The 21,052-nt window shown below is 70.5% G+C and carries 15 protein-coding genes; 12 read left to right on the top strand and 3 right to left on the bottom strand.

What is annotated here, in order from left to right; all coding sequences use genetic code 11:
- Positions 1–114: 114 nt before the first annotated feature.
- Positions 115–1,485, bottom strand: a complete 1,371-nt coding sequence (locus AQI88_RS35715; RefSeq protein ID WP_244184474.1) for an MFS transporter — start codon at positions 1,483–1,485, stop codon at positions 115–117.
- Between the two features lie 179 nt (positions 1,486–1,664).
- On the bottom strand, positions 1,665–2,609 hold the full coding sequence (locus AQI88_RS35710; protein ID WP_067007785.1) for an NADP-dependent oxidoreductase: 945 nt from the start codon (positions 2,607–2,609) through the stop codon (positions 1,665–1,667).
- A gap of 101 nt (positions 2,610–2,710) precedes the next feature.
- Between AQI88_RS35710 and AQI88_RS35705 the strand changes: the two genes are divergently transcribed.
- Together AQI88_RS35705 and AQI88_RS44035 are read left to right on the top strand one after the other, a co-directional pair.
- On the top strand, positions 2,711–3,718 hold the full coding sequence (locus tag AQI88_RS35705) for a GlxA family transcriptional regulator (protein WP_079058015.1): 1,008 nt from the start codon (positions 2,711–2,713) through the stop codon (positions 3,716–3,718).
- Between the two features lie 221 nt (positions 3,719–3,939).
- Positions 3,940–4,230 carry a helix-turn-helix domain-containing protein gene (locus tag AQI88_RS44035; protein ID WP_317933067.1) on the top strand — a complete coding sequence of 97 codons (291 nt, stop codon included), beginning with the start codon at positions 3,940–3,942 and terminating at the stop codon, positions 4,228–4,230.
- A gap of 82 nt (positions 4,231–4,312) precedes the next feature.
- Here the strand turns inward: AQI88_RS44035 and AQI88_RS47170 are convergent, their stop codons facing one another.
- Positions 4,313–4,549 (bottom strand): hypothetical protein, encoded by a 237-nt coding sequence (locus AQI88_RS47170; protein ID WP_067007781.1) that lies wholly within the window; start codon positions 4,547–4,549, stop codon positions 4,313–4,315.
- 535 nt (positions 4,550–5,084) lie between these two features.
- On the opposite strand from AQI88_RS47170, the gene AQI88_RS35695 reads away from it, so the two are divergent.
- The 10 genes from AQI88_RS35695 to AQI88_RS35650 all read left to right on the top strand — a co-directional run bounded on the left by AQI88_RS35695 (position 5,085) and on the right by AQI88_RS35650 (position 21,051).
- On the top strand, positions 5,085–6,563 hold the full coding sequence (locus AQI88_RS35695; protein ID WP_067007778.1) for a sugar transferase: 1,479 nt from the start codon (positions 5,085–5,087) through the stop codon (positions 6,561–6,563).
- Between the two features lie 70 nt (positions 6,564–6,633).
- Positions 6,634–7,956 (top strand): nucleotide sugar dehydrogenase, encoded by a 1,323-nt coding sequence (locus tag AQI88_RS35690; protein ID WP_067007775.1) that lies wholly within the window; start codon positions 6,634–6,636, stop codon positions 7,954–7,956.
- Entirely contained in the window at positions 7,946–9,211 is a 1,266-nt protein-coding gene (locus tag AQI88_RS35685; protein ID WP_067007773.1) for a glycosyltransferase family 4 protein, read from the top strand. Before AQI88_RS35690 ends, AQI88_RS35685 begins: the two co-directional genes overlap by 11 nt.
- Positions 9,208–10,575, top strand: a complete 1,368-nt coding sequence (locus tag AQI88_RS35680) for a Wzz/FepE/Etk N-terminal domain-containing protein (RefSeq protein ID WP_067007770.1) — start codon at positions 9,208–9,210, stop codon at positions 10,573–10,575. The genes AQI88_RS35685 and AQI88_RS35680 overlap by 4 nt, the downstream gene beginning before the upstream one ends.
- Positions 10,572–12,092 carry a Wzz/FepE/Etk N-terminal domain-containing protein gene (locus AQI88_RS35675; RefSeq protein WP_067007767.1) on the top strand — a complete coding sequence of 507 codons (1,521 nt, stop codon included), beginning with the start codon at positions 10,572–10,574 and terminating at the stop codon, positions 12,090–12,092. The genes AQI88_RS35680 and AQI88_RS35675 overlap by 4 nt, the downstream gene beginning before the upstream one ends.
- A 3-nt stretch (positions 12,093–12,095) precedes the next feature.
- Complete coding sequence (asnB, locus tag AQI88_RS35670; RefSeq protein ID WP_067007764.1) at positions 12,096–14,030, top strand: asparagine synthase (glutamine-hydrolyzing); 1,935 nt, start codon at positions 12,096–12,098, stop codon at positions 14,028–14,030.
- A gap of 17 nt (positions 14,031–14,047) precedes the next feature.
- Positions 14,048–16,228, top strand: coding sequence for a bi-domain-containing oxidoreductase (locus AQI88_RS35665; RefSeq protein WP_067007762.1), 2,181 nt, complete (start codon positions 14,048–14,050; stop codon positions 16,226–16,228).
- Positions 16,225–18,192 (top strand): alginate lyase family protein, encoded by a 1,968-nt coding sequence (locus tag AQI88_RS35660; protein ID WP_067007759.1) that lies wholly within the window; start codon positions 16,225–16,227, stop codon positions 18,190–18,192. The genes AQI88_RS35665 and AQI88_RS35660 overlap by 4 nt, the downstream gene beginning before the upstream one ends.
- Before the next feature lie 8 nt (positions 18,193–18,200).
- Positions 18,201–19,745 carry a right-handed parallel beta-helix repeat-containing protein gene (locus AQI88_RS35655; protein ID WP_067007756.1) on the top strand — a complete coding sequence of 515 codons (1,545 nt, stop codon included), beginning with the start codon at positions 18,201–18,203 and terminating at the stop codon, positions 19,743–19,745.
- A complete protein-coding gene (locus AQI88_RS35650; RefSeq protein ID WP_398697560.1) occupies positions 19,738–21,051 on the top strand; it encodes an O-antigen ligase domain-containing protein in 1,314 nt (437 codons plus the stop codon). The genes AQI88_RS35655 and AQI88_RS35650 overlap by 8 nt, the downstream gene beginning before the upstream one ends.
- Position 21,052 lies beyond the last annotated feature (1 nt).

Below are 21,052 nucleotides of genomic sequence, written 5' to 3'. Positions count from 1 at the left end.
GCGCCCACCCGACGCGACAGCCGGGCATCCGCGCTGCCCGATCACACCCGACAAGCCGGAACGGCCCGCCAGCTGGACTGACGAGCCGTCATGAAATGCCGAGGTGGGGAGCTCTCAGGCCTGGGCCGCCGGCGCCTTCGGCAGAAGGAAGACGACCATGCCCGCGATGACAGCGATGACGAACACCCCGAAGGACGCGACGGCGAAGGCGTGGCCGGCGGCGGCAACCCTGCCGACTGTCGAGGGATGGAACGAGCTGAAGAAGACCGCTCCGATAACGGCAACGCCTAGCGCTCCGCCACACTGCTGGGCCGTGGACAATACCCCTGACGCGACACCGGCCGACTCCGGCTTGACGCGGCTGAGCACCGTGTTGAGCGCCGGCGTGATGACCAGTCCGCCACCGACGCTCTGCACAATGAGCGTGGGGATCACGAGCAGCGGAGTGATCCGCGGGCCGGACACCAGCAAAAGGCCGGTCGCCAGGTAACCGCTTGCCAAGATGACCGCCCCGATCTCGAGGACACGTCGTCCATATTTCGGGATGGTCCGGCTCGCCACCATGCTGAAAACGAAGAATGCGGTGGCTGCCGGCGCATAGACCAGGCCCGCGCCGAGCGCCGACATGTTGAGGCCTTGCTGCATCGTCACCGACAAAGCCAGATAGTACGAGTAGATCAGCGCGTACAGGGCGAGGACGAGAATGATCCCGAGCGAGAACGAGCGCTGCCGGAAAAGCGTCAGCGGTACCAGCGGATCCCCGCCCCGCCGTTCCAGGCCCCGCTCGACCGCGACGAACGAGCCGAACGCGACCGCGCTGCCCGCGAAGCAAGCCCAGACCCACCCTGGCCAGCCTGCCTGCTGCCCCTGGATCAGCGGGAGCACCAGGAGGAAGAGGGCCACGCTGAGTACCAGGACGCCGGGCATGTCCAGCTTGCGGGTGGCGGCTGAGCCTGTCTCCGGCACATATCGCACGGTGAGCAGGAACAGGACGATTCCGATCGGCACGTTCACCCAGAACACCAGACGCCAGCCGGAGTGGAACAGGTCGGCGCCGATCAGCAGTCCGCCGATGAGCTGTCCGCCGATGGTGGCCATGCCCATGACGATGCCGAGCACGCCGTAGACGCTGTGTCGCCTCGCCGCCGGCACCAGCACCGTGACGTACGCGAACACCTGGGGAACCATCAGGGCGGCTCCCAGGCCCTGGATGACACGCGCGGCGATGAGGCTGCCTGCATTCGGTGACAGGGCGCAAGCGACTGATGCCAGAGTGAACAGGGCCACCCCGAGAAGGAAAATCCGCTTGCGGCCGTACAGGTCAGCCAGGCGAGTAGCGGTAATGATGAAGACCGCGTAGCTCAGCTGATAACCCGCCAGAATCCACTGGACATCGCTGGCGGAGGCATGCAGGTCCGCTTCGATCGCGGGGTCGGCGACCACGACGATGAACGAGTCAAGGACCGCCATGAACAGGGCGGCCACGACAACCGCTATCGTCAACCACGGAATGGCGTCAGCTTTCGGGGCCGCTACCGGCGGACTAGTTGATTGCTGACTACTTGCCACGACAAGAGACCTCTTTGTTCGTCGGGGTCCTGCAATGCATGGACCCGGGAAGTTGGGCCGGCGCGTTTCGTTGGGCGGTGCTCAGGCCCGGGGTATCAGTCGACGGTGAGCACCAACTTGCCCGTGGTCCTCCCCATTTCACCGAGCTCGTGAGCCTTGGCGGCGTCCGCCAGCGGGAAGACGGCGTCGACGTGGACCTTCAGCTTGCCGGTCTCGACCAACTCCGTGATGGCCAACAGCGCTCGCCGGTCGGGCTCGACCAGCATGAAGCCCGAGCGGATGGAGCGCGCGGCCGCAGCCGAGGCGAGCGCTTCGGTCTCGCGGGCCGGGAGGGTGATCAACGTGCCACCGTCGCGCAGCACCGACAGCGAGCGCTCCTGGTAGTCCCCGGCGATCGGATCGATCACCACATCCACATCGGAGACCACCGAGGCGAAGTCGACCGCCGTGTAGTCGATCACCTCGTCCGCACCCAGCCCCCGCACGAACTCGTGCTTGCCCGCGCTGGCCGTGCCGATGACGTACGCGCCGTACGCCTTGGCGATCTGCACCGCCAGGTGCCCCACGCCACCTGCCGCGGCGTGCACCAGGACCCGCTGCCCCTCGTGCAGGGCGGCCATGTCCACCAGGGCCTGCCAGGCCGTCAGCGCGGCCAGCGGCAGGGCAGCCGCCTGCACGTGGTCGAGTCCGGCCGGCTTGGGGGCGAAGTGGCGTGCCGGAGCGGCCACGTACTGCGCATAGCCGCCGACCATCCGCGGGAAGGCCGGCATGCCATACACCTCGTCACCTGGCCGGAAGAGCGTCACGCCGACGCTGACGGCCTCCACCACACCCGAGACGTCCCACCCCACGATGCCGTCACCAGGGACGTACAGGGCACCGACCGCCCGGGTCTTCCAGTCCACCGGGTTGACGCCGGCCGCGTGCACCCGGACCAGGATCTCCGTCCGACCGGGTACCGGCCGCTCCCGTTCCACGACCTTCAGGACCTCCGGCCCGCCCGGCTCTTCGAAGGCCACGGCCAGCATCTTCTCCGCCATCCGGATTCACTCCCCATCTCGTTCGCGGTTGATCAACAGCGTGGCGCCGCCGAGCACCCGAAACGAGTGGCCAGATCGCCAACGAGTGAGAGAATCTGGCCATGCAGCAAGCCATGCACCGCGTCGTCGTCCTCGCCCTCCCAGGCGTCGTCCCCTTCGAACTCGGCATCCCCGCCAAGGCGTTCGGCCTCGCCTTCGGCCCGGACCGCAACCGGCTCTACGAGGTGATCACCTGCACCCCGGACGGTCAGCCGGTGCGCACCAGCGAGGACTTCTCGATCGCCGTCGAGCACGACGCGAGCGTGATCGCCACCGCCGACACCCTGATCGTGGCGGCCATCGACGATCCGATCGGCGCCAGCGACCCGCTGCCCGAGCCGGTCGCTGCCGCGCTGGCCCAACTCCGGCCCGGTACACGCATGGTGTCGATCTGCACGGCCTCCTTCGTCCTCGCCGCCGCCGGGCTGCTCGACGGCCGGCCCGCCACCACGCACTGGTTTCACGCCGAGCGCTTCCGCGAGCTGCACCCGCGGACCCCGCTCGATCCCGACGTGCTCTACGTGGACGACGGCGACGTACTCACCTCGGCCGGCGCCGCCGCCGGGATGGACCTCTGCCTGCACCTGATCCGCCACGACCACGGCAGCGAGATCGCCAATCAGGTGGCCCGCCTATGCGTCGTTCCGCCGTGGCGCGACGGCGGACAGGCCCAGTACATTGCCCGACCCGTCCCCGATGCGACCGGCAGCGACACCGCCGGGGCCCGCGAGTGGGCCCTCCGGCAGCTCCACCAGCCCATCAAGCTCGCCCAGTTGGCCACCCAGGCGGGCATGAGCGTGCGCACCTTCAGCCGTCGTTTCCTCGCCGAGACCGGCCAGACCCCCGGCCAGTGGCTCACCGCCCAGCGGCTCGAACTCGCCCGCAGGCTCCTGGAGTCCAGCGATCTGCCGGTAGACCGGGTCGCCGAACACGCCGGGTTCGGCAGCGCCTCCTCGCTGCGCCAGCACCTGGCCGCCGCAATCGGCGTCTCACCCGCCGTGTACCGGCGTACCTTCCAGGGCCGGAACCACGACCGGACCGGCCGTCAGCCGCTGAGCGCCGCAGGCTGACCCCGGCTCCCCGGCCGTTCCTCGACGAGCTTGCCGAAGGCCGCTTGCGCTGAACTCCGGCATGCAGGTGGTCATGGTGAGACAGCGGCCGGGCCGGGTGAAGGGCCTGGTGCTGAATTCCTCCTTTCGGTGGTGTCACAAGCGCGGCCGAGCCGTGACGAGGACGACAACGGGTCGTGCATCGCCTGGCGCGACCACGCAAGGCGCCGGGCGATCTGGTGATGCGGGCTCGGATGGCTGAGTTGAGCTGGTCCGGACAGCGAGTGCCTGCCATCGCGGTTGAGTTGAAGTTCAGCCCCAGGACGGTCCCCCGCCGGCTGCACCGCTTCAACCGCTCGGGCCTTCACGGCCTGGAGGATATGGGCGGTCAGGGCCGCAAGCGGCGGATCACCGAGACGGAACGCTCCCAGATCGTCGGTCTGGTCGAGGGAAAAGGACCAGAATCAACGAGCTCTGCACCTGCCCGCCCGACGGTGCGGCAGCCGTCTGCGCCGACGAGCTCGGACCGGTGATCCCACGCGCTTTTCCGCCAGCGCCGGGCTCGTCGCCGGACGGCACCGCATCAAGTTCCCTGACAATCAGTCAGAACGTGCGTCACGAGTGCGCCTCGTGCGTCAAGAAATCGCCCGTGACGCCCACACCGTACATCACGCACACCACCTGAAACAGCAGGTCAGGAGCTTTTACCGGCACGCTCCAGGACCGCCACGCACTCACCTGGGCCGACATCGCGCCACGCACCGGGACCCTGAGGCGGTTGCGCTCGCCCTTGGACATGCCGCCGGACACCGACACGATCAGGCCGTGCGCCTCGGGCACCCACAGCGGCACGCCCGCGAGGTGCTGGAGCGCGCGGTGGCGTCAAGGCACCCGTAGGCGGTCGCCGATCGATGGATCCAGCCTCACAACTTGAGCACAAATTACATACATCCCCCTCTTCATACTGGCCCCGATGGTCTAGATTGACCGTGCTTCAGCCGTTCGGACACGAGGCGACCAATCATGATCTGTAGGTCCGGCACTACGGAAAGCCCGCAGTCGCGCCCCCGGCGCCAGACGCGGGAGTGATCAATTCCTGGAGCCCGAGAGGGGGCCTCGGGTACGGAGAGCACCCGAGGTTTCGACGGGTTCCGGCGCGCCTCGAGAGGCCGGCAGGACATGCAAGTCTGCCGCCAGGGTGGGTTGTTCAAGCAGCTCTGCAGTAGCCGGGATGTCATGCGCGGGACAGGCCTCCCGAGGGGAGGAACAGCGCGGCGCGGGGGCGGGGGCCTCCCGAGGGGAGGAACAGTGCGGGGGGCGGGGGCCTCCCGGGGGGAGGAACAGTGTTGGGCGAACACGTCGAGCCACTGGGGACCTGGGGGGTTCTGTGCGGCGAGGGGGATTAGTCAGCCCGTTACCGTCAGCGGGCGGGCGTCTGGCGAACGGCTCCATCAGACAGCCCGCGATCGACTGGGAGCAGCGGTACCGCCGTACCGTGATCACCAGCGATACCGTGGCCACCGCCTTCGTGGTGGCGGCGATCGGCAACTTCTTCGGGGCCCGGGACGCGGCCAACTGGCACGAGAAGTGGGGGATTCTCGCATTCGGCACCGAGCTGCTGGTGCTGGGGGCGCTTGCGGTGAGCCGGTCGTGGGCTCCGGCCGTCCTCGGCCAGGGCGCCGAGGAATTCCGCCGGCTCGGACGCTCACTGTTCACGGCGACCGTCGTACTGGCGCTCGGCGGGATCGCCCTCACCTCGCGCAACATCAAGCTCTGGATCTTCGTCGCGATCCCCGCGATCGCGCTCATCACCATGACCGCGCGATATCTGCTGCGCCTCTGGCTGCACAAACAGCGGAAGGAAGGACGGTGCCTGAGACCGGTGCTCGCTGCCGGGAGCCTGGCCACCGTGCGCGACCTGATCACCCGGACCCGCAAGTTCCCGCACCTCGGCTGGCGGGTGGATGCGGTGTGCACGACGGACGGTCTCGGGCTCGACGGTGACCAACTGGACGGAGTGCCGGTCGTCGGCCGACTGGCGGACGTCGCGGGCCACGTCCGCCGCGACGGCTACCGTGTCGTCGCGGTCACACCGGACCCGCACTGGTCACCGGACCGGCTGCAGCGGCTGGCCTGGAACCTCGAAGGCAGCGACGCCGAGATGGTCGTGGCCCCCGTGCTGATGGAGGTGGCCGGCCCGCGGCTGCACGTCGACGCGGTGCTCGGGATCCCGCTGCTGCGGGTCAGCATGCCGACCTTCACCGGGGGCCGCCGGGCGGTCAAAGGGGTCGTCGACCGGATGGGCGCAGCGATCCTGCTGATGCTGTTCGCGCCGCTGATGGTGTTCGTCGGGCTGCTCGTGCTGGTGGACAGTCGGGGTGGGGCGTTCTACCGCCAGCGCAGGGTCGGCAAGGACGGGCGCGAGTTCACCATTCTCAAGTTCCGCACCATGGTCGCCGGGGCTGACCGGGCACGTGCCGAGCTGGCCGACCGCAACGAGGGCGCCGGCCTGCTGTTCAAGCTCCGCCGGGATCCGCGGGTGACCCGGGTGGGAGCGGTGCTGCGCCGGTACTCCATCGACGAGCTCCCGCAGCTTTTCAACGTGCTCACCGGATCGATGTCGCTCGTCGGTCCGCGGCCTCCGTTGCCGGAGGAGTGCGCTGCGTACGGCCCGGACATCCGGCGGCGGCTGCTGGTCAAGCCCGGACTCACCGGCCTGTGGCAGATCAGCGGACGCAGCGACCTGCCGTGGGAGGAGGCGGTCCGCCTCGACCTGCGGTACGTGGAGGACTGGTCGCTCGCCCTGGACACAGTGATCTTGTGGAAGACGCTGCGTGCAGTGCTCCACGGGCAGGGGGCGTACTGATGCGCGGGGGTCGTCCGACCGGCGCGTGGACCGCAGGCCGCAAGGGCCTGCCTGGGGGGAGAGACGGGGCATGAGAGTCAGCGTTTTCGGGCTCGGCTACGTGGGCTGTGTGTCGGCCGCGTGCCTGGCCAGCATGGGTCACGAGGTCATCGGCGTGGACGTGAACCAGGTGAAGGTCGACCTGGTCAACGACGGCAAGGCCCCGGTGGTCGAGGAGCGGATCGGCGAGCTCATCGCCGAGGTCGTACGGACCGGGGCGTTACGCGCCACCGGCGACGTCCGCGAGGCGATCATGGGCAGCGAGGTGTCGCTGGTCTGCGTGGGCACGCCGTCGGAGCCCAACGGCAGCCTGTGCACCACGTACTTGGAGCGGGTCACCGAACAGATCGGCGCGGCGCTGGCCGAGCGGGGTGGGCGGCACACCGTCGTGTTCCGCAGCACCATGCTCCCGGGCACCTGCCTGAACCTGCTCGTACCGATCCTGGAGAAGTACGTCGGCGGCACGGCCGGGGTGGACATCGGGGTCGCGGTCAACCCGGAGTTCCTGCGCGAGGGCACGAGCGTGCGGGACTTCTTCGACCCGCCCAAGACCGTCATCGGCGAGCTCGACCCGGCAAGCGGCGATGCAGTGATGGCGCTGTACGACGGCTTGCCCGGCGAGGTGTTCCGGGTGCCGGTCCCGACGGCCGAGGCGATCAAATATGCGGACAACGCGTTCCACGGCCTCAAGATCGGCTTCGCGAACGAGCTGGGCGCGGTGTGCCAGGCGCTCGGGGTGGACTCGCACCAGGTGATGGACGTGTTCCTGGCCGACCGCAAGCTGAACATCAGCCCCGCCTACCTGCGGCCCGGCTTCGCCTTCGGTGGCTCCTGCCTGCCCAAGGACCTGCGCAGCCTGGTCCACGCGGCGCAGCGGGCCGACATCTCGGTGCCCATCCTCGCCCACGTGCTGCCCTCCAACTCCGACCATCTGCAGCGCGCGGTGGAGCTGGTCGAGCGCACCGGCAAGCGCCGGGTGGGCCTGTTCGGGCTGTCCTTCAAACCCGGCACCGACGACCTCCGCGAGAGCCCGCTCGTCGAGCTGGCGGAGCGGCTCTTCGGCAAGGGTTACGACCTGCGGATCTACGACGCCAACGTGAGCCTCTCCCGGCTGATCGGCGCGAACCGCGAGTACATCGAGACCCGGCTGCCGCACCTCGCGCAGCTGCTTGCCGACTCCGTCGACGAGGTGCTCGAGCACGCCGAGGTGTGCCTGGTCGGCACCAGGGATCCGGCAGTGCTGTCGGCGCTGCCCCATGGCGGCGCCGGCGGGCCGGTGATCGTCGACCTCATCCGCCTTCCCGACGCCGAGGCGCGCCGGGCCGAACCGGGGTACATAGGCCTTGCCTGGTAATGCAATCAGCGGTGACGGGTCGGGCCGGCGCGCGCTGATCCTGGTGGAGAACCTGTCGGTGCCGTTCGACCGGCGGGTATGGCAGGAGTGCACGACGCTGCGCGACGCGGGCTGGACGGTGCATGTCATCTGTCCCCGGGGGAGCAAGCGGGACACGGAGCCGGAGGCGTTGATCGACGGGGTGCGGATCCACCGCTACCCGTTGCGCGCGGCCACCGGAGGACCGGCCGGCTATCTGCGGGAGTACGGATCGGCGTTGTGGCATACGGTCCGGCTGGCCCGGAAGGTCGGCCCGGTCGACGTGGTCCACGCGTGCAACCCGCCGGACCTGCTGTTCCTGCCCGCGCTGTGGCTGAAGCGGCGCGGCGCGCGGTTCGTCTTCGACCAGCACGACCTGGTGCCCGAGCTGTACCTCTCCCGGTTCGACCGCGGCAAGGATCTGCTCTACCGCGCCGTGTGCGCGCTGGAACGGCGGACCTACCGGGCCGCGGACATCGTGCTCGCCACGAACGAGAGCTACCGGGACGTCGCGATGCGCCGTGGCGGTCGGCGCCCTGAGGACGTTTTCGTGGTGCGCAGTGCACCCCAGATCGACCGGTTCCAACCGGTGCCGCCCGAGCCGGAGTTGAAGCGCGGCAAGCCTCATCTGCTGTGCTATCTGGGCGTCATGGGCCCGCAGGACGGGGTCGACTACGCCCTGCGCGCCCTTGCGAAGCTGCGCGAGGAGCTCGGGCGGACCGACTGGCATGCGGTGTTCGTCGGCTCCGGCGACGCCTTCGACGCGATGGTGGAGCTGTCCCGGCGGCTCGGGCTCACGGAGCAGGTGCAGTTCACCGGGCGCATTCCGGACGCCGACCTGGTGCGCTACCTGTCCACCGCGGACGTGTGCCTCTCGCCCGACCCTCGCAATCCGCTCAACGACGTGTCGACCATGAACAAGGTCCTGGAGTACATGGCGATGGGCCGGCCGATCGTCTCGTTCGACCTGAAGGAGGCGCGCGTCTCCGCCGGTGACGCCGCCGTCTACGCGCCCGCCAACGACGAGGCCCAATTCGCCAAGCTCATCGCGGTGTTGCTGGACGATCCGGAGAAACGGGCCCGGATGGGCAAGATCGGTCAGGAGCGGATCAGCGGGCACCTTTCCTGGCGGAACTCGCAAGCGTCGCTGCTCGCCGCCTACGCCGCTGCGTGCCGTGACCACACTCCGGTGTCGGCGGGCGACCCCGTCCGCACAGGGAAGAGGCCGCACCGTTGAGCGATGACACGATCCGCCTGGTCACGATCGGACGGATTCTCCGTCGGCGGTGGCGGCTTCTCGCCATCGTCGCCGTGCTGGGCGCGCTCGTCGGCTACGGCACCTCGGTGCTGATTCCGCCGCGGTACACGGCGTCTGCATCGGTCCTGCTGCCGGGGCAGTGGGAGGAGCGCGAGCTGCTGACCCAGGTCGACATCGCGACCAGTTCGGCGGTGGTCGACCGTGCGGCAGCCGCTCTCCACTGGTCCGGCGTCAGCGGCACCGAGCTGCGGGACCACGTGAGCGCCAAGGCCGCCGACGGGAACATCATCACGATTTCGGGTACGGCCGACACCCCGGAGCGCGCGCAGCAGCTCTCCGACCGGGTGGCCCAGCAATTCGTGCAATTCGCCGCGCAGATCACGGGCAGCGGCACCGACGACGGAGCGGCTACGGGGTCCGAGGCGCTGCGGCAGAAGGTGGCGGAGACCAACCGCCGTATCACCGACCTGGCCCATGCGGCCGATCCGGGGCAGACCGTGGAGGGCGTGCAGGCCCGCACCGAGCTCGAGAAGCTGCGTACGTCGCTGCAGGAGGCCATGAAGAAGCTGGACGAGGCCGACCCGGCGACCAACAAGGCCGGCATGGTCGTCATGGGGCCGGCAGCCCGGCCGACCGGCGCGGCGCCGCCGACGAGGATGCAGCTCATCCTCGCCGGGGCGCTGCTGTTCTTCCTGCTCGCGGTCATCGGCCATCTCGTCGCCGCACGGATGAATCGCCGACTGCGCACCGAACCGGAGATCGCCGCGGCGCTGGACTCGGTGCTCCTTGGCACCGTCGACGTGCCTGATGAAGGGCGCGCACACCGGCCGGAAGGCAGTGGCCCACGGGCCTGGATCCGCCGGCTCCTCGGCGTCGACACCCGGTGGGACGTACCGACCCCGCAGAGGTCCGGCGACGAGGCCGGCAGACGGATCCGCTACCGGCGGGTGTGCGCTCGCCTCCGGGACCAGCTGCCGGCCCCACGGCGGCTGCTGGTTGTCGTACCGGACGGCGACGAGATCGCCCGCCGGGCCGCCGGGCAGCTCGTCACCGAGGCCAAGGGCGATCCACTGCTGCGGGTGGTGGAGGTTTCGGCGGACCGGCCGATGGTGCCGGACCGCGACACCGAGTCCGGTGCCCTGGTCGTCCTCAGCGCGGGCAGCTGGACCGCGGAGGAGCTCGCCGGCATCGCCGAGGCGTGTGCGGACGGCAGGCATGAGGTCGTCGGCATCGTCGTCGCCGGCACGGTCCGGGCCCGTCCGACGCGAACGGCCGAACGTCCTCCGGACGAGGCCACTCTGGCTCTCGCGGTGCGCGGCCCTGCGACGGGAGGTTCGGTGTGACGACGGGCAAGACTGCGGAGTCGTCGGCCGCCACTCCCCTCCTTGACCTGCAGGCGCTGGTGGTGGCGGTGCGCAGGCGCCGCCGCCTCTGGTGTGCGATGGCGCTGCTGGGACTGCTGGCCGGCGCGGCGGTGGCGGTCCTGATGCCGCCGCCGCCGACCGCGGTGACCAAGGTGCTGGTCGCGCATCAGGAGGACCAGCCGAACGACACCGGAACGCTGATCCGCACCGACGTCGAGCTGCTGGGGACCACGCGGATCGCCGAAAAGGCCCTGCAATCCCTCAAGTCCCCGGAAAAACCGGAAGACTTCATGCCGGACTACCGGGGTACCGGCTTGACCAACAACCTGCTGCAGATCACTGTGACAGGTGGCAGCGACGCGGAAGCGGTGGCCCGGGCCAAGGCGCTGGCCGACGCGTTCGTCGCGGACCATGTGAGGCGGATGCGGGACGCCGCGACGGCCGAGGCCAAGGCCCTGCTCGACCAGCGTGACCGCATGCGGGACGAGCTCGCCCAGGTCAACAAGGCGATCGGAGACCGATCGCCGGGGACCGACCCGAAGGCGTCGGCGAGCACCGAGTCGCTCTTCGCCCGCCGGGCCGAGCTCGTCTCGCGGATCGCCGATTTCGACCAGCGCGCCGCGGAGGCGCGCACCGGCACGCCCAGGGTCATCTCCGGCACGCAGATCGTGGACGCCCCGCGCGCGGTGCGGCAGTCCCTGCCCATGGCCGCGGTCACCAACGCCGCGATCGGGCTCGTCCTCGGGCTCGTCATCGGGCTCGCGCTGGCCGCGGTCGGCACGGTGGTGGCGGACCGCCCCGTGTTGCGCCGGGACATCGCGGCGAACCTGGGCGCCTCGGTCATCGCGGAGCTGCCCCGCCGGTCGGGCAGGCTGTGGCAGCGCCGACGGACCCGGGTGGCACGCGAACGGCTCACCGCGTCCCTGGCCCGCACCGTGCGCGACTCCGCGGAACCGGTGTCGCTGCTGGAACTGGGCTGTGCGCGCAGCACGAGCGAGATCGCCCTGAACGTCGCCAGGGCGCTGGCGGTGGAGGAGCCCGTGGTCGTCATCGACGGTCTGCCCGGCCCGCAGCTCGCAGGCCGCCGTCCGAAACCAGGAGACCCGACCGTGGTCAGCGGCGAGCGTGCCGCGGCCGTGCCGGATCAGGGGCGCCGGCTCGGCGTCGGCTCGGTCGCGCCCGGCACGGCGTGGACCGACCTCCAGTACCTCGGCACCCAGACCGTGCTCGTCGTGCGTGCCGGGCACGGCAGCGCCGCATGGCTGCACACCGTGGCGCGGCAGCTCGCGGACCAGCGCATTCCGGTGATCGGTGTGGTGCTGATCGACCCCGATCCGCGCGACCGGACCGACGGCACGCTGTGGGACGGGCTGCACATCGCGCTGCGGGGCCACAGCGAGCGGTCGGCCCGGCAGAAGGGGACGGGCCGGCGGCGGACGGAGCGGCTGCCCATGTGGGCCACACGGGTCCCGGACAACGACCAGGAGGCGCGGTAGGACATGTGTGGCATCGCAGGCACGTACCGATGGCCGGACGGGAAGGTCGTGACCGACCGGCTCACCGATACCCTCGCCCACCGCGGCCCGGACGGGGCGGGCCGGTACAGCCACCCCGCCGGTGACGGCGAAGTGCACCTCGGGCACCGCCGGCTGGCCATCATCGACCTGTCCGAGACCGGCGCCCAGCCGATGGTCTCGGGCGGCCTCGCCCTGACGTACAACGGCGAGCTGTACAACGCGCCCGAACTGCGAGCCGAGTTGGAGGCAGCCGGGGTGCGCTTCCGCGGGACCTCCGACACGGAGGTGCTCCTGGAGGCCTGGCGGCGCTGGGGCACGGACTGCCTGCCCCGGCTGCGCGGCATGTTCGCGTTCGGGATCTTCGACGAGCGCACCGGTGAACTGGTGCTGGCTCGCGACCAGTTGGGCATCAAGCCGCTGTTCCTGCTCCGGCGCGGCGCGGGCCTGGTGTTCGCCTCCGAGCTGAAGGCCCTCGCCCTCGCGACCGGCGGCAAGCTGGAGGTGGACCATGCGGCGCTGGTGGCCTCGCTGCTGTATTACTGGGTGCCGGACTCGCGGTGCGCGTTCCGCGAAGCGGAGAAGTTGCCGCCGGGGACCTGGCTGCGGTGCCGGCCCGACGGCCGGGTGGAGCGCGGCCGGTTCTGGAACCTGAAGGACGTCGCCGCCGAGGGCCGGGAGCGAGCGCGGGCCGGCGAGCAGCCGGACCTTGCTGCCGTCATCGAGGAGTCGACCCGGCAGCATCTGCTCTCCGACGTACCCGTGGCGACCTTCCTCTCCGGCGGCCTCGACTCCAGCTACCTGACCGCGCTGGCGGCCCGCGGCCAACCCGGGATCTCCGCCTACACGATCGGATTCCGCGCCGAGGACGCCAAGTTCGAGGCGATGCCGGACGACCTGCGCTACGCCCGGCAGGTGGCCGAGCGGTTCGGCGTCGACCTGCACGAGATCGAGATCGCTCCGGATGTCCTCGACCTGCTGCCGCAGATGACGTACCACCTGGACGAGCCGATCGGCGACCCCGCCGCGATCAACACCTTCCTGATCTGCTCGGCCGCCCGGGAGGCCGGGGTCAAGGTGATGCTCTCGGGGATGGGCGCCGACGAGCTGTTCGCCGGGTACCGCAAGCACCTGGCCAACCTGCTTGCGCTGCGCTACCAGCGCGTCCCGCGGCCCCTGCGGCGCGGGGTGTCCGCGGCCGTGGACCGGCTGCCGGTCGCCACGTCCCGCCGGGGGTACCGGTCGGTGCGCTTCGCGAAGCGGTTCCTCTCCTTCGCCGATCTGCCGGAGGAGACCGCGTTCCGGCGCAGCTACACCATGTACGACCAGGACGAGCTGCTCGCCCTGGTCGATCCGGACCTGGCCGGGACCGTCGAGGACGTGCTGACGGAACACGCGGACATCTACCAGGACAACGACCTCGACGACTTCGTCAACCGCATGTGCCTGGGCGACGCCCGGATGTTCCTGCCGGGCCTGAACCTCACGTACACGGACCGGTCGAGCATGGCCGCGTCGACCGAGGTGCGGGTGCCGTACGTGGACGTCGAGGTGGTCAAGGCGGCGTTCGCCGTGCCCGGCGATCGCAAGATCGTCGGACGGCAGGGCAAGGCCGTCCTCAAGGAGGCGGCCACCTCGATCCTGCCCCGGGAGATCGTGTACCGGCCCAAGGGCCTGTTCAGCGCCCCGCTGCGCGCCTGGATGAGCCGGGACCTGGCACCGCTGGTGCGCGAGGTGGTCAACGACGGCGAGCTCGTCCGCTCCGGGTTCCTGCGCCGCGACGCGCTGGCGCGGATGGTCGCCGAGGACGCCGCCGGGCAGCGGGACTTCTCCAAGCATCTGTGGCATGTGCTGACCCTCGAGTACTGGTATCGCGACGCGACCTCTGGGTCCGGCCAGAGCACTCGGTTAACGGCTTAGGAATCAGAGGAGTTCGGGTGAAGCAGGTTGTACAGAACTACAAGAGCGGCGAGCTGGCGGTGCTCGACGTGCCGGTGCCGGGGTGCAAGCCGGGCGGGGTGCTGGTCCGCACCGCCTACTCGCTGATCTCCACCGGGACCGAGCTCATGAAGGTGTCCGAGGCCGGCATGTCGATGCTGGGCAAGGCCCGCTCCCGGCCCGACCAGGTGGCCAAGGTCATGCAGAGCGTGGCCACCAACGGGGTGCCCGCCACCTACCGCAAGGTGATGGGCAAGCTGGACTCCTACACACCGCTGGGCTACTCGCTGTGCGGGGTGGTCGAGCAGGTCGGCGCCGGGATCGACGATGTGAAGGTCGGCGACCTCGTGGCCTGCGCCGGCAACGAGCACGCCTTGCACGCCGAACTGAACTGGGTGCCGAAGAACCTCTACACCCCGGTGCCGGACGGCCTCGCGCCGCGGCACGCGGCCTTCGGCACCGTCGGGTCGATCGCGCTGCAGGGCGTCCGCCAGGGCGAGCCGCAGCTCGGCGAAGTGGCGCTGGTCATCGGCCTCGGGCTGATCGGGCAGCTGGTGGTGCAGCTCCTCACCGTCTCGGGAGTCCGCGTCGTCGGGGTCGACCCCGACCCGGTGCGCTGCGAGCTCGCCGAGCGCCTGGGCGCCGCGGCCTGCGGCGATCCCGCGTCCGCGACAGTGGAGGCTTCCGTCGCCGAACTCACCGGCGGTCACGGCGTGGACCAGGTGTACCTGGCCGCCGGCGGCGGCAGCAACCAGCCCGTCGAGCTGGCCGCCCGGCTCTGCCGGGACCGCGGCCGGGTCGTGGACATCGGCAAGTGCCGCCTGGACCTGCCGTGGAACGCGTACTACGAGAAGGAACTCGACGTCCGGTTCTCCCGCAGTTACGGCCCCGGGCGCTACGACCCGGAGTACGAGCTCGAGGGGCGCGACTACCCGATCGGCTACGTGCGCTGGACCGAGCGCCGCAACCTGGCGTGCTTCCTCGATCTGCTCGCCCGCGGCAGCGTCGACGTGGAACCCCTGGTCTCCCACGTCGCCGACTTCGATGACGCCGTCGAGACGTACCAACGTCTGAAGGACGGCGACCTGAAGGCCGTGGCCGTGCTGTTCCGGTACCCCGAACAGGAGGCCGAAAAGGCCGAGTTGGAGACCACGGCGGTGGCCGTGCCCGCGGTGGACGTGAAGCGGAGTCCCGCCCGGGCCGCCAGTTCGCCGGTGCGTCTCGCATTCGTCGGCGCGGGGAACTACGCGACGTCGATGCTGCTGCCGCACCTGGCACAGCGCGAAGGCGTGAAGTTGTCGACGGTCGTCACCACGACGGCGTTGTCCGCGGCCAACGCGCAGCGGAAGTTCGGTTTCGACGAGGCGACCACCGATCTCGACGCCGTGCTCGGCGACAAGTCCATCGACGCGGTGTTCGTCGTCACCCGGCACAGCTCGCACGCCGAACTGACCCGGCAGGCACTGCTGGCCGGCAAGACCGTGTTCGTGGAGAAGCCGTTGGCGCTCACCGAGGACGAGCTGGCCGGCGTGCTCGCGGCGGTGGAGGAGTCCGGCAACGACCGGCTGCAGGTGGGCTTCAACCGCCGGTTCGCGCCGCTGCTGCAGGAGGCCAGCAAGCGGTTCGGCGCCCGGAGCGGTCCGGCGCACCTCCGCTACCTGGTCAACGCGGGCCGGCTGCAGCACGGCAGCTGGTACCTCCGACAAGGCACCGAGGGCTCGCGGTTCGCCGGCGAGGGCGGACACTTCATCGACACGGCGAGCTGGCTGCTCGAGGCCGACCCGGTCTCGGTGTACGCGACCGCCACGTCCGGCAACGAGGACCTGCAGGTCGTGCTGCGCTACCCGGACGGGTCCACCGCCACCATCAGCTACGTCACCACCGGCCCGGCCGGCTTCCCCAAGGAGACGCTGGACCTGGTCGCGGACGGCCGTGCGCTGCGGCTCGATGACTTCGTCCGTGCCTCGGTGTACGGCCGCAAACGGTGGGTCAGTTCCCGGCTGCCCAAGGCCCGGGACAAGGGCCAGAACGCCGAGCTGGCCGCGTTCGTCAAGGCCGTGCGGACCGGCGGGCCGATGCCGGTGCCGCTGGAGTCGCTGGTCGCCACCACGGCGGCCACCCTCGCCGTGCAGGCAAGCCTGGCCAGCGGTGCGCAGGTGACGTTGGCGAGGGCGCGATGACTGTGATCTCGGGGAGTGCGGGCTGGTACCTGCGGCGCCTGTCCCGGATGGGACCGCGGGAGGTCGGCGGCCGGGTGGGCGACGCGGTGCGCAGGCGGCGGTGGCGGTCGGCGCGGCCGGACTGCCCGAGGGTGACCGGCGCCCGGTTCACCGCGGTACTGCCCGACGGGACGATCGCCGCCGTACCCCCGGACGCCGCGAAGCGTCTCATCGCCGAGGCGGACCGGCTGATGTACGGGCACGCCGAGTTTTTCGGGGTGGTCCGCGACGACATGGCCGACCCGGACTGGTGGTGCGACCCGAAGACCGGGCGCCGGGCCCCGTGGGGTTACGCCTTCGACGTGCCGTACCGGAACGAGGACGCGGTCGGGGACATCAAGCAGATCTGGGAGCTGTCCCGGCATCAGTACCTCACCGTGCTCGCCGCCGCCTACGCGATCACCGGGAACGAGCGGTACGCCGAGCGAGTGGCCGAGCACCTGCGGTTGTGGTGGGCGGCCAACCCACCGCTGCGCGGCGTGCACTGGATCAGCGGCATCGAGCTGGGGATCCGGCTGCTGTCCTGGGTGTGGATCCGTCGGCTGCTCGACGGCTGGCCGGGCGCGGCCGGGTTGTTCGAGGACAACCCGGTGGCACTGAGCCAGATCTGGCACCACCAGCGCTGGCTGGCCGCCTTCCCCAGCCGCGGGTCTTCGGCGAACAACCACGTCATCGCCGAGGCCGCCGGGCAGTTCGCCGCAGCCTGCGCGTTCGGGTGGTTCCCCTCCTCGGCGCGTTGGCGAGCCGGCGCGCTGCGGTCGCTGGAGCGGCATCTGCGAAGCAACACCTTCGGCTCCGGCCTCAACCGCGAGCTGGCCACCGAGTATCACGGACTGGTGCTGGAGCTCGGCCTGGCCGCGGTGGCCGAGGCGGATGCCGCCGGCGTGCCGGTCCCGGCGTCCGTCCGGCTGGTGCTGCTGCGGATGACCGACGCGCTCGCGGCCATCGTGGACAGCCGGTTACGTCCGCCGCGCCAGGGGGACGCGGACGACGGGCACGGTCTGGTCGTGGACGGCGCGGGCACCGACCGCTGGGCCTCGCTGCTGGCCACCGGGGACGCCGTGTTCGGCCGGCTCGCCTGGTGGCCGGAGGTGGCCGGCACCGATGTACGCACCCCGCTGCTGGCCGCGCTCATCCGGCCGTACGCGGACAAGGGAACCGCACCGGCCGTGACCCGCCCGGCAAGCCGACCAGGGCACTTCGCCGACGCGGGCATGACCATCCTGCGCGGTCCGGAGGAGATCTGGTGCCGCTGCGACGGTGGTCCGCACGGATTCCTGTCCATCGCCGCGCATGCCCACGCGGACGCGCTGTCCGTGGAGGTCCGGCACGACGGGGTCGACGTGCTCGCCGACCCGGGGACGTTCTGTTACCACGGCCAACCCGAGTGGCGGCAGTACTTCCGGTCGACCCTCGGCCACAACACCCTGCAGGTGGACGGCGGTGACCAGTCCGTCTCCGGTGGCCCGTTCCTCTGGACCCGGCATGCCCACAGTCGCGTCCTGGCCGCGGACACAACCGACGAGGGTGTGGCCCGCTGGTGTGCCGAGCACGACGGTTACCAGCGCTCCGTGCACCGCCGCCTGGTGGAGCTGACGGCCGCGAGCCGGGAACTGAGGGTGGTTGACGAGGTACGCGGCCCGCGCCGGTCCGTGCAGCTGGCGTTCCACCTCGGCCCGGCGATCGCCGCGGACCTGGTGGGGAACCGGGCAGTGCTCACCTGGATCCGGGACGGCGAGGGGCGCTCCGCGGTGCTCGACCTGCCCGGGGAGCTGTCATGGCGGGCGCATCGCGGCGAGACCGGCCCGCCGCTGGGCTGGTACTCCGTCGGCTTCGGACGCAAGGAACCCACCATCACGCTGGTCGGCACCGGCTTCGCCGACGGCGCGGCGGGGTTCACCACCGTGCTCAGGTTCCGCGGCTAGGGGGGCGCGTGGGGAACAAGAGGCGGCACTGGGCGTTGGCGGCGGCACCGCTGGCGCTGGCCCTGCTGACGGTGTCCAGCTGTGAGAGCACGCCGGGCGCCCGGGCGGGGTCGACCGCTGCGCCATCCATGTCCGGGGCGTCCTCCACGTCCGTGGCCCGCGTGTGCGCCAAGCCCGCGGCCGGGCCGGCGAATGCGCCGGCGGGTGCGGTGACGGTCGACCCCGCGGTCGTCGGTGACTTGGCAGCGAAGACCAAGAGCAGCCCTGCGAACACCACGTTCTGGCTTCGACCGGGCAGGCACAGGCTCGAGCGGGACCGCTACTCCCAGGTCATCCCCAAGAAGGGGGACCGCTACCTCGGCGCGCCGGGCGCGGTGCTCGACGGCCAGAAGATCAACCAGTACGCGTTCGGCGGTACCGCCGGCAATGTCACCATCCGCTACCTGACCGTGCAGGGTTTCGTCGCGCCGCAGAACGAGGGCGTGGTCAACCATGACTCGGCCGACGGGTGGGTGATCGAGCACGCGACGATCCAGAACAACTCCGGCGCCGGGCTGATGGCCGGTGCCCGCCAGCGGGTCCGCGCCAGCTGCCTGCGCGGCAACGGACAGTACGGCATGAACGCGTACAAGACCAAAGGCCGTATCAGCGGCCTGGTGGTCGAGGGCAACGAGATCGTGGGGAACAACACCGGCGACTGGGAGCGGCGGCGGAAGGGCTGCGGCTGCAGCGGAGGCGTGAAGTTCTGGGCCGTCAACGGCGCCGACGTACGCGGCAACTGGGTGCACGACAACCGCGGAACAGGGTTGTGGGCGGACACCAACAACAACGACTTCCGCATCGAGAACAACGTGATCGAGGCCAACGACGGTGCCGCGCTGATCTACGAGACCAGCTACAACGCGGTCATCCGGAACAACACGATCCGGCGGAACAACTGGGTCGAGGGCCGCAGGGCAGCCGACCGTGGCGACACCTTCCCGTACGCGACCGTCTACCTGTCCGAGTCAGGCGGCGAACCACGGATCAAAGCCCGCACCGGCAAGATCGAGATCTACCGGAACGTGCTGGAGAACAACTGGTCCGGGATCACCCTGTGGGAGAACGCCGACCGGTTCTGCAACAGCCCGGCCAACACCTCGTCAGGTGACTGCACCTTGCTGGTCCGGGACACCGGCCGCTGCGCGAAACCGGCGATCGCCAAGCCACCGCTCTACGCCGACTGCCGGTGGAAGACCCAGCGGGTGGACATCCACGACAACCGCTTCGTGCTGGACGAGTCCGTCGTCAGGTGCACGGAGAAGTGCGACCGCATGGCGGTGCTGGCCAACTACGGCACCTATCCGGACTGGTCGCCGTACCAGGGCGAAGGGGTGGCCGAGGCGATCACCCGCAAGCAGCACAACCGCTGGCACGACAACGTCTACCTCGGACCGTGGAAATTCGTCGCCCACGACCCGAGCCGGATCCTCGACATCGGTCAGTGGCAGAGCACGCCGTACCAGCAGGACGCGGGCAGCACCCTCGACCTCGACCCACGGGCCGGTGGTTGAGGTGGGCGGGGACCTGACGCACGGTGGGACACCGGGCCGACCGGGTACGGCGAGCACGCAGCCCGGTGCCGACCCGCGCCCTGCCGGCACACCGAGGATCGTCGGGATCGTCTGGGGGCTGCTGGTCCTCAACACGCTCGGCTCCGCCGGGGCGAAGACCATCGTCCCGCTGCCCCGTTCCCTCATCCAGATGGTCACCATGGGCGCGCTGGTCACCGCGTTCGCGCTGGCGCTCGCGGTCAATCTCCGGCTGCGCATCCGAGCCAGTGCGTACGTGTTCCTGCTCACCTTGCTCCTGGTGACGAGCGTGATCTCCAGCGCGCACCTGGAGTCCGGGTTCGGCGCACTGTTCCGCTGCTTCCGGCTGACTCTCTTCGTGGCCACGCTGTGGCTGCTCAGCCGCTGGTGGGACGGCAGCCTGACGTTCGCCCGGCACCACATCCGGATGTACTTCGCGGTGCTCGGGTCGGTGGCCGCCGGCTTGGTCGTCTCACCGGGCGCGGCCCTGCCCGACCTCTACGGCGGACGCCTGGTCGGCGCGTTGTGGCCGCTCACCCCGCCGCAGATCGGACAGTACGCCGCGGTGATCATCGGGCTCACCGTGCTGCTCGTACTCGGCCGCCGGACCGACAGGGCCAGCGCGGTGGTGGTCATCGTGCCCTCACTCGTCCTGCTCGCGCTGACCCATACCCGGACGGCCACGCTCGGCCTGCTCCTCGGGCTGGTGTTGGCGATCGGCTCGCTCCTCCTCACCAGCGCCGCCGCCCGCCGCTTCTTCACCTGGACGGTGCTGTGCGCCACGGTGGCCGCGGTGGGGTTCGCCTCCGTGCTCCAGGCGTGGTTCCTGCGCGGACAGAGCAAGGCGAACTTCTCCAGCCTCACCGGTCGGGCCAAGGTCTGGGACGCCCTGCTGGCTGCGCCCCGGACGACCGGGGAGAAGTTGTTCGGCGTGGGCCTGGGCGACAAGTCGTTCGGCGGGCTGCCGATCGACAACAGCTGGCTGGCCGTCTACAACGAGCAGGGTCTGATCGGCGTCACCCTGGTCGCGGCGATCATCATCGTGCTGGGCGGCGTCGCGTTGCTGCGGCCTCCGTCGCTGCCGAGGGCCTGCGCGATCTTCCTGATCAGCTACTGCGCGATCGCGTCGTACACCGAGGCCGGTCTCGGCGACGCCTCGCCGTATCTGCTGCATCTGGCCCTGGCCGCCTCGCTGTTGGCGGCACCTGCCGAGGCCACACCCCTCGCGACGCCCGACGTCCCCCGACGACATGTCCCGCGCTGGGCCCAGAGACCGGAGGTGAGGTGAG

Source organism: Streptomyces cellostaticus (assembly GCF_001513965.1).
Lineage (GTDB): Bacteria > Actinomycetota > Actinomycetes > Streptomycetales > Streptomycetaceae > Streptomyces > Streptomyces cellostaticus.
The sequence above is the reverse complement of the archived record's forward strand: the minus strand, read 5'-3'. Positions and strand labels throughout refer to the sequence as shown.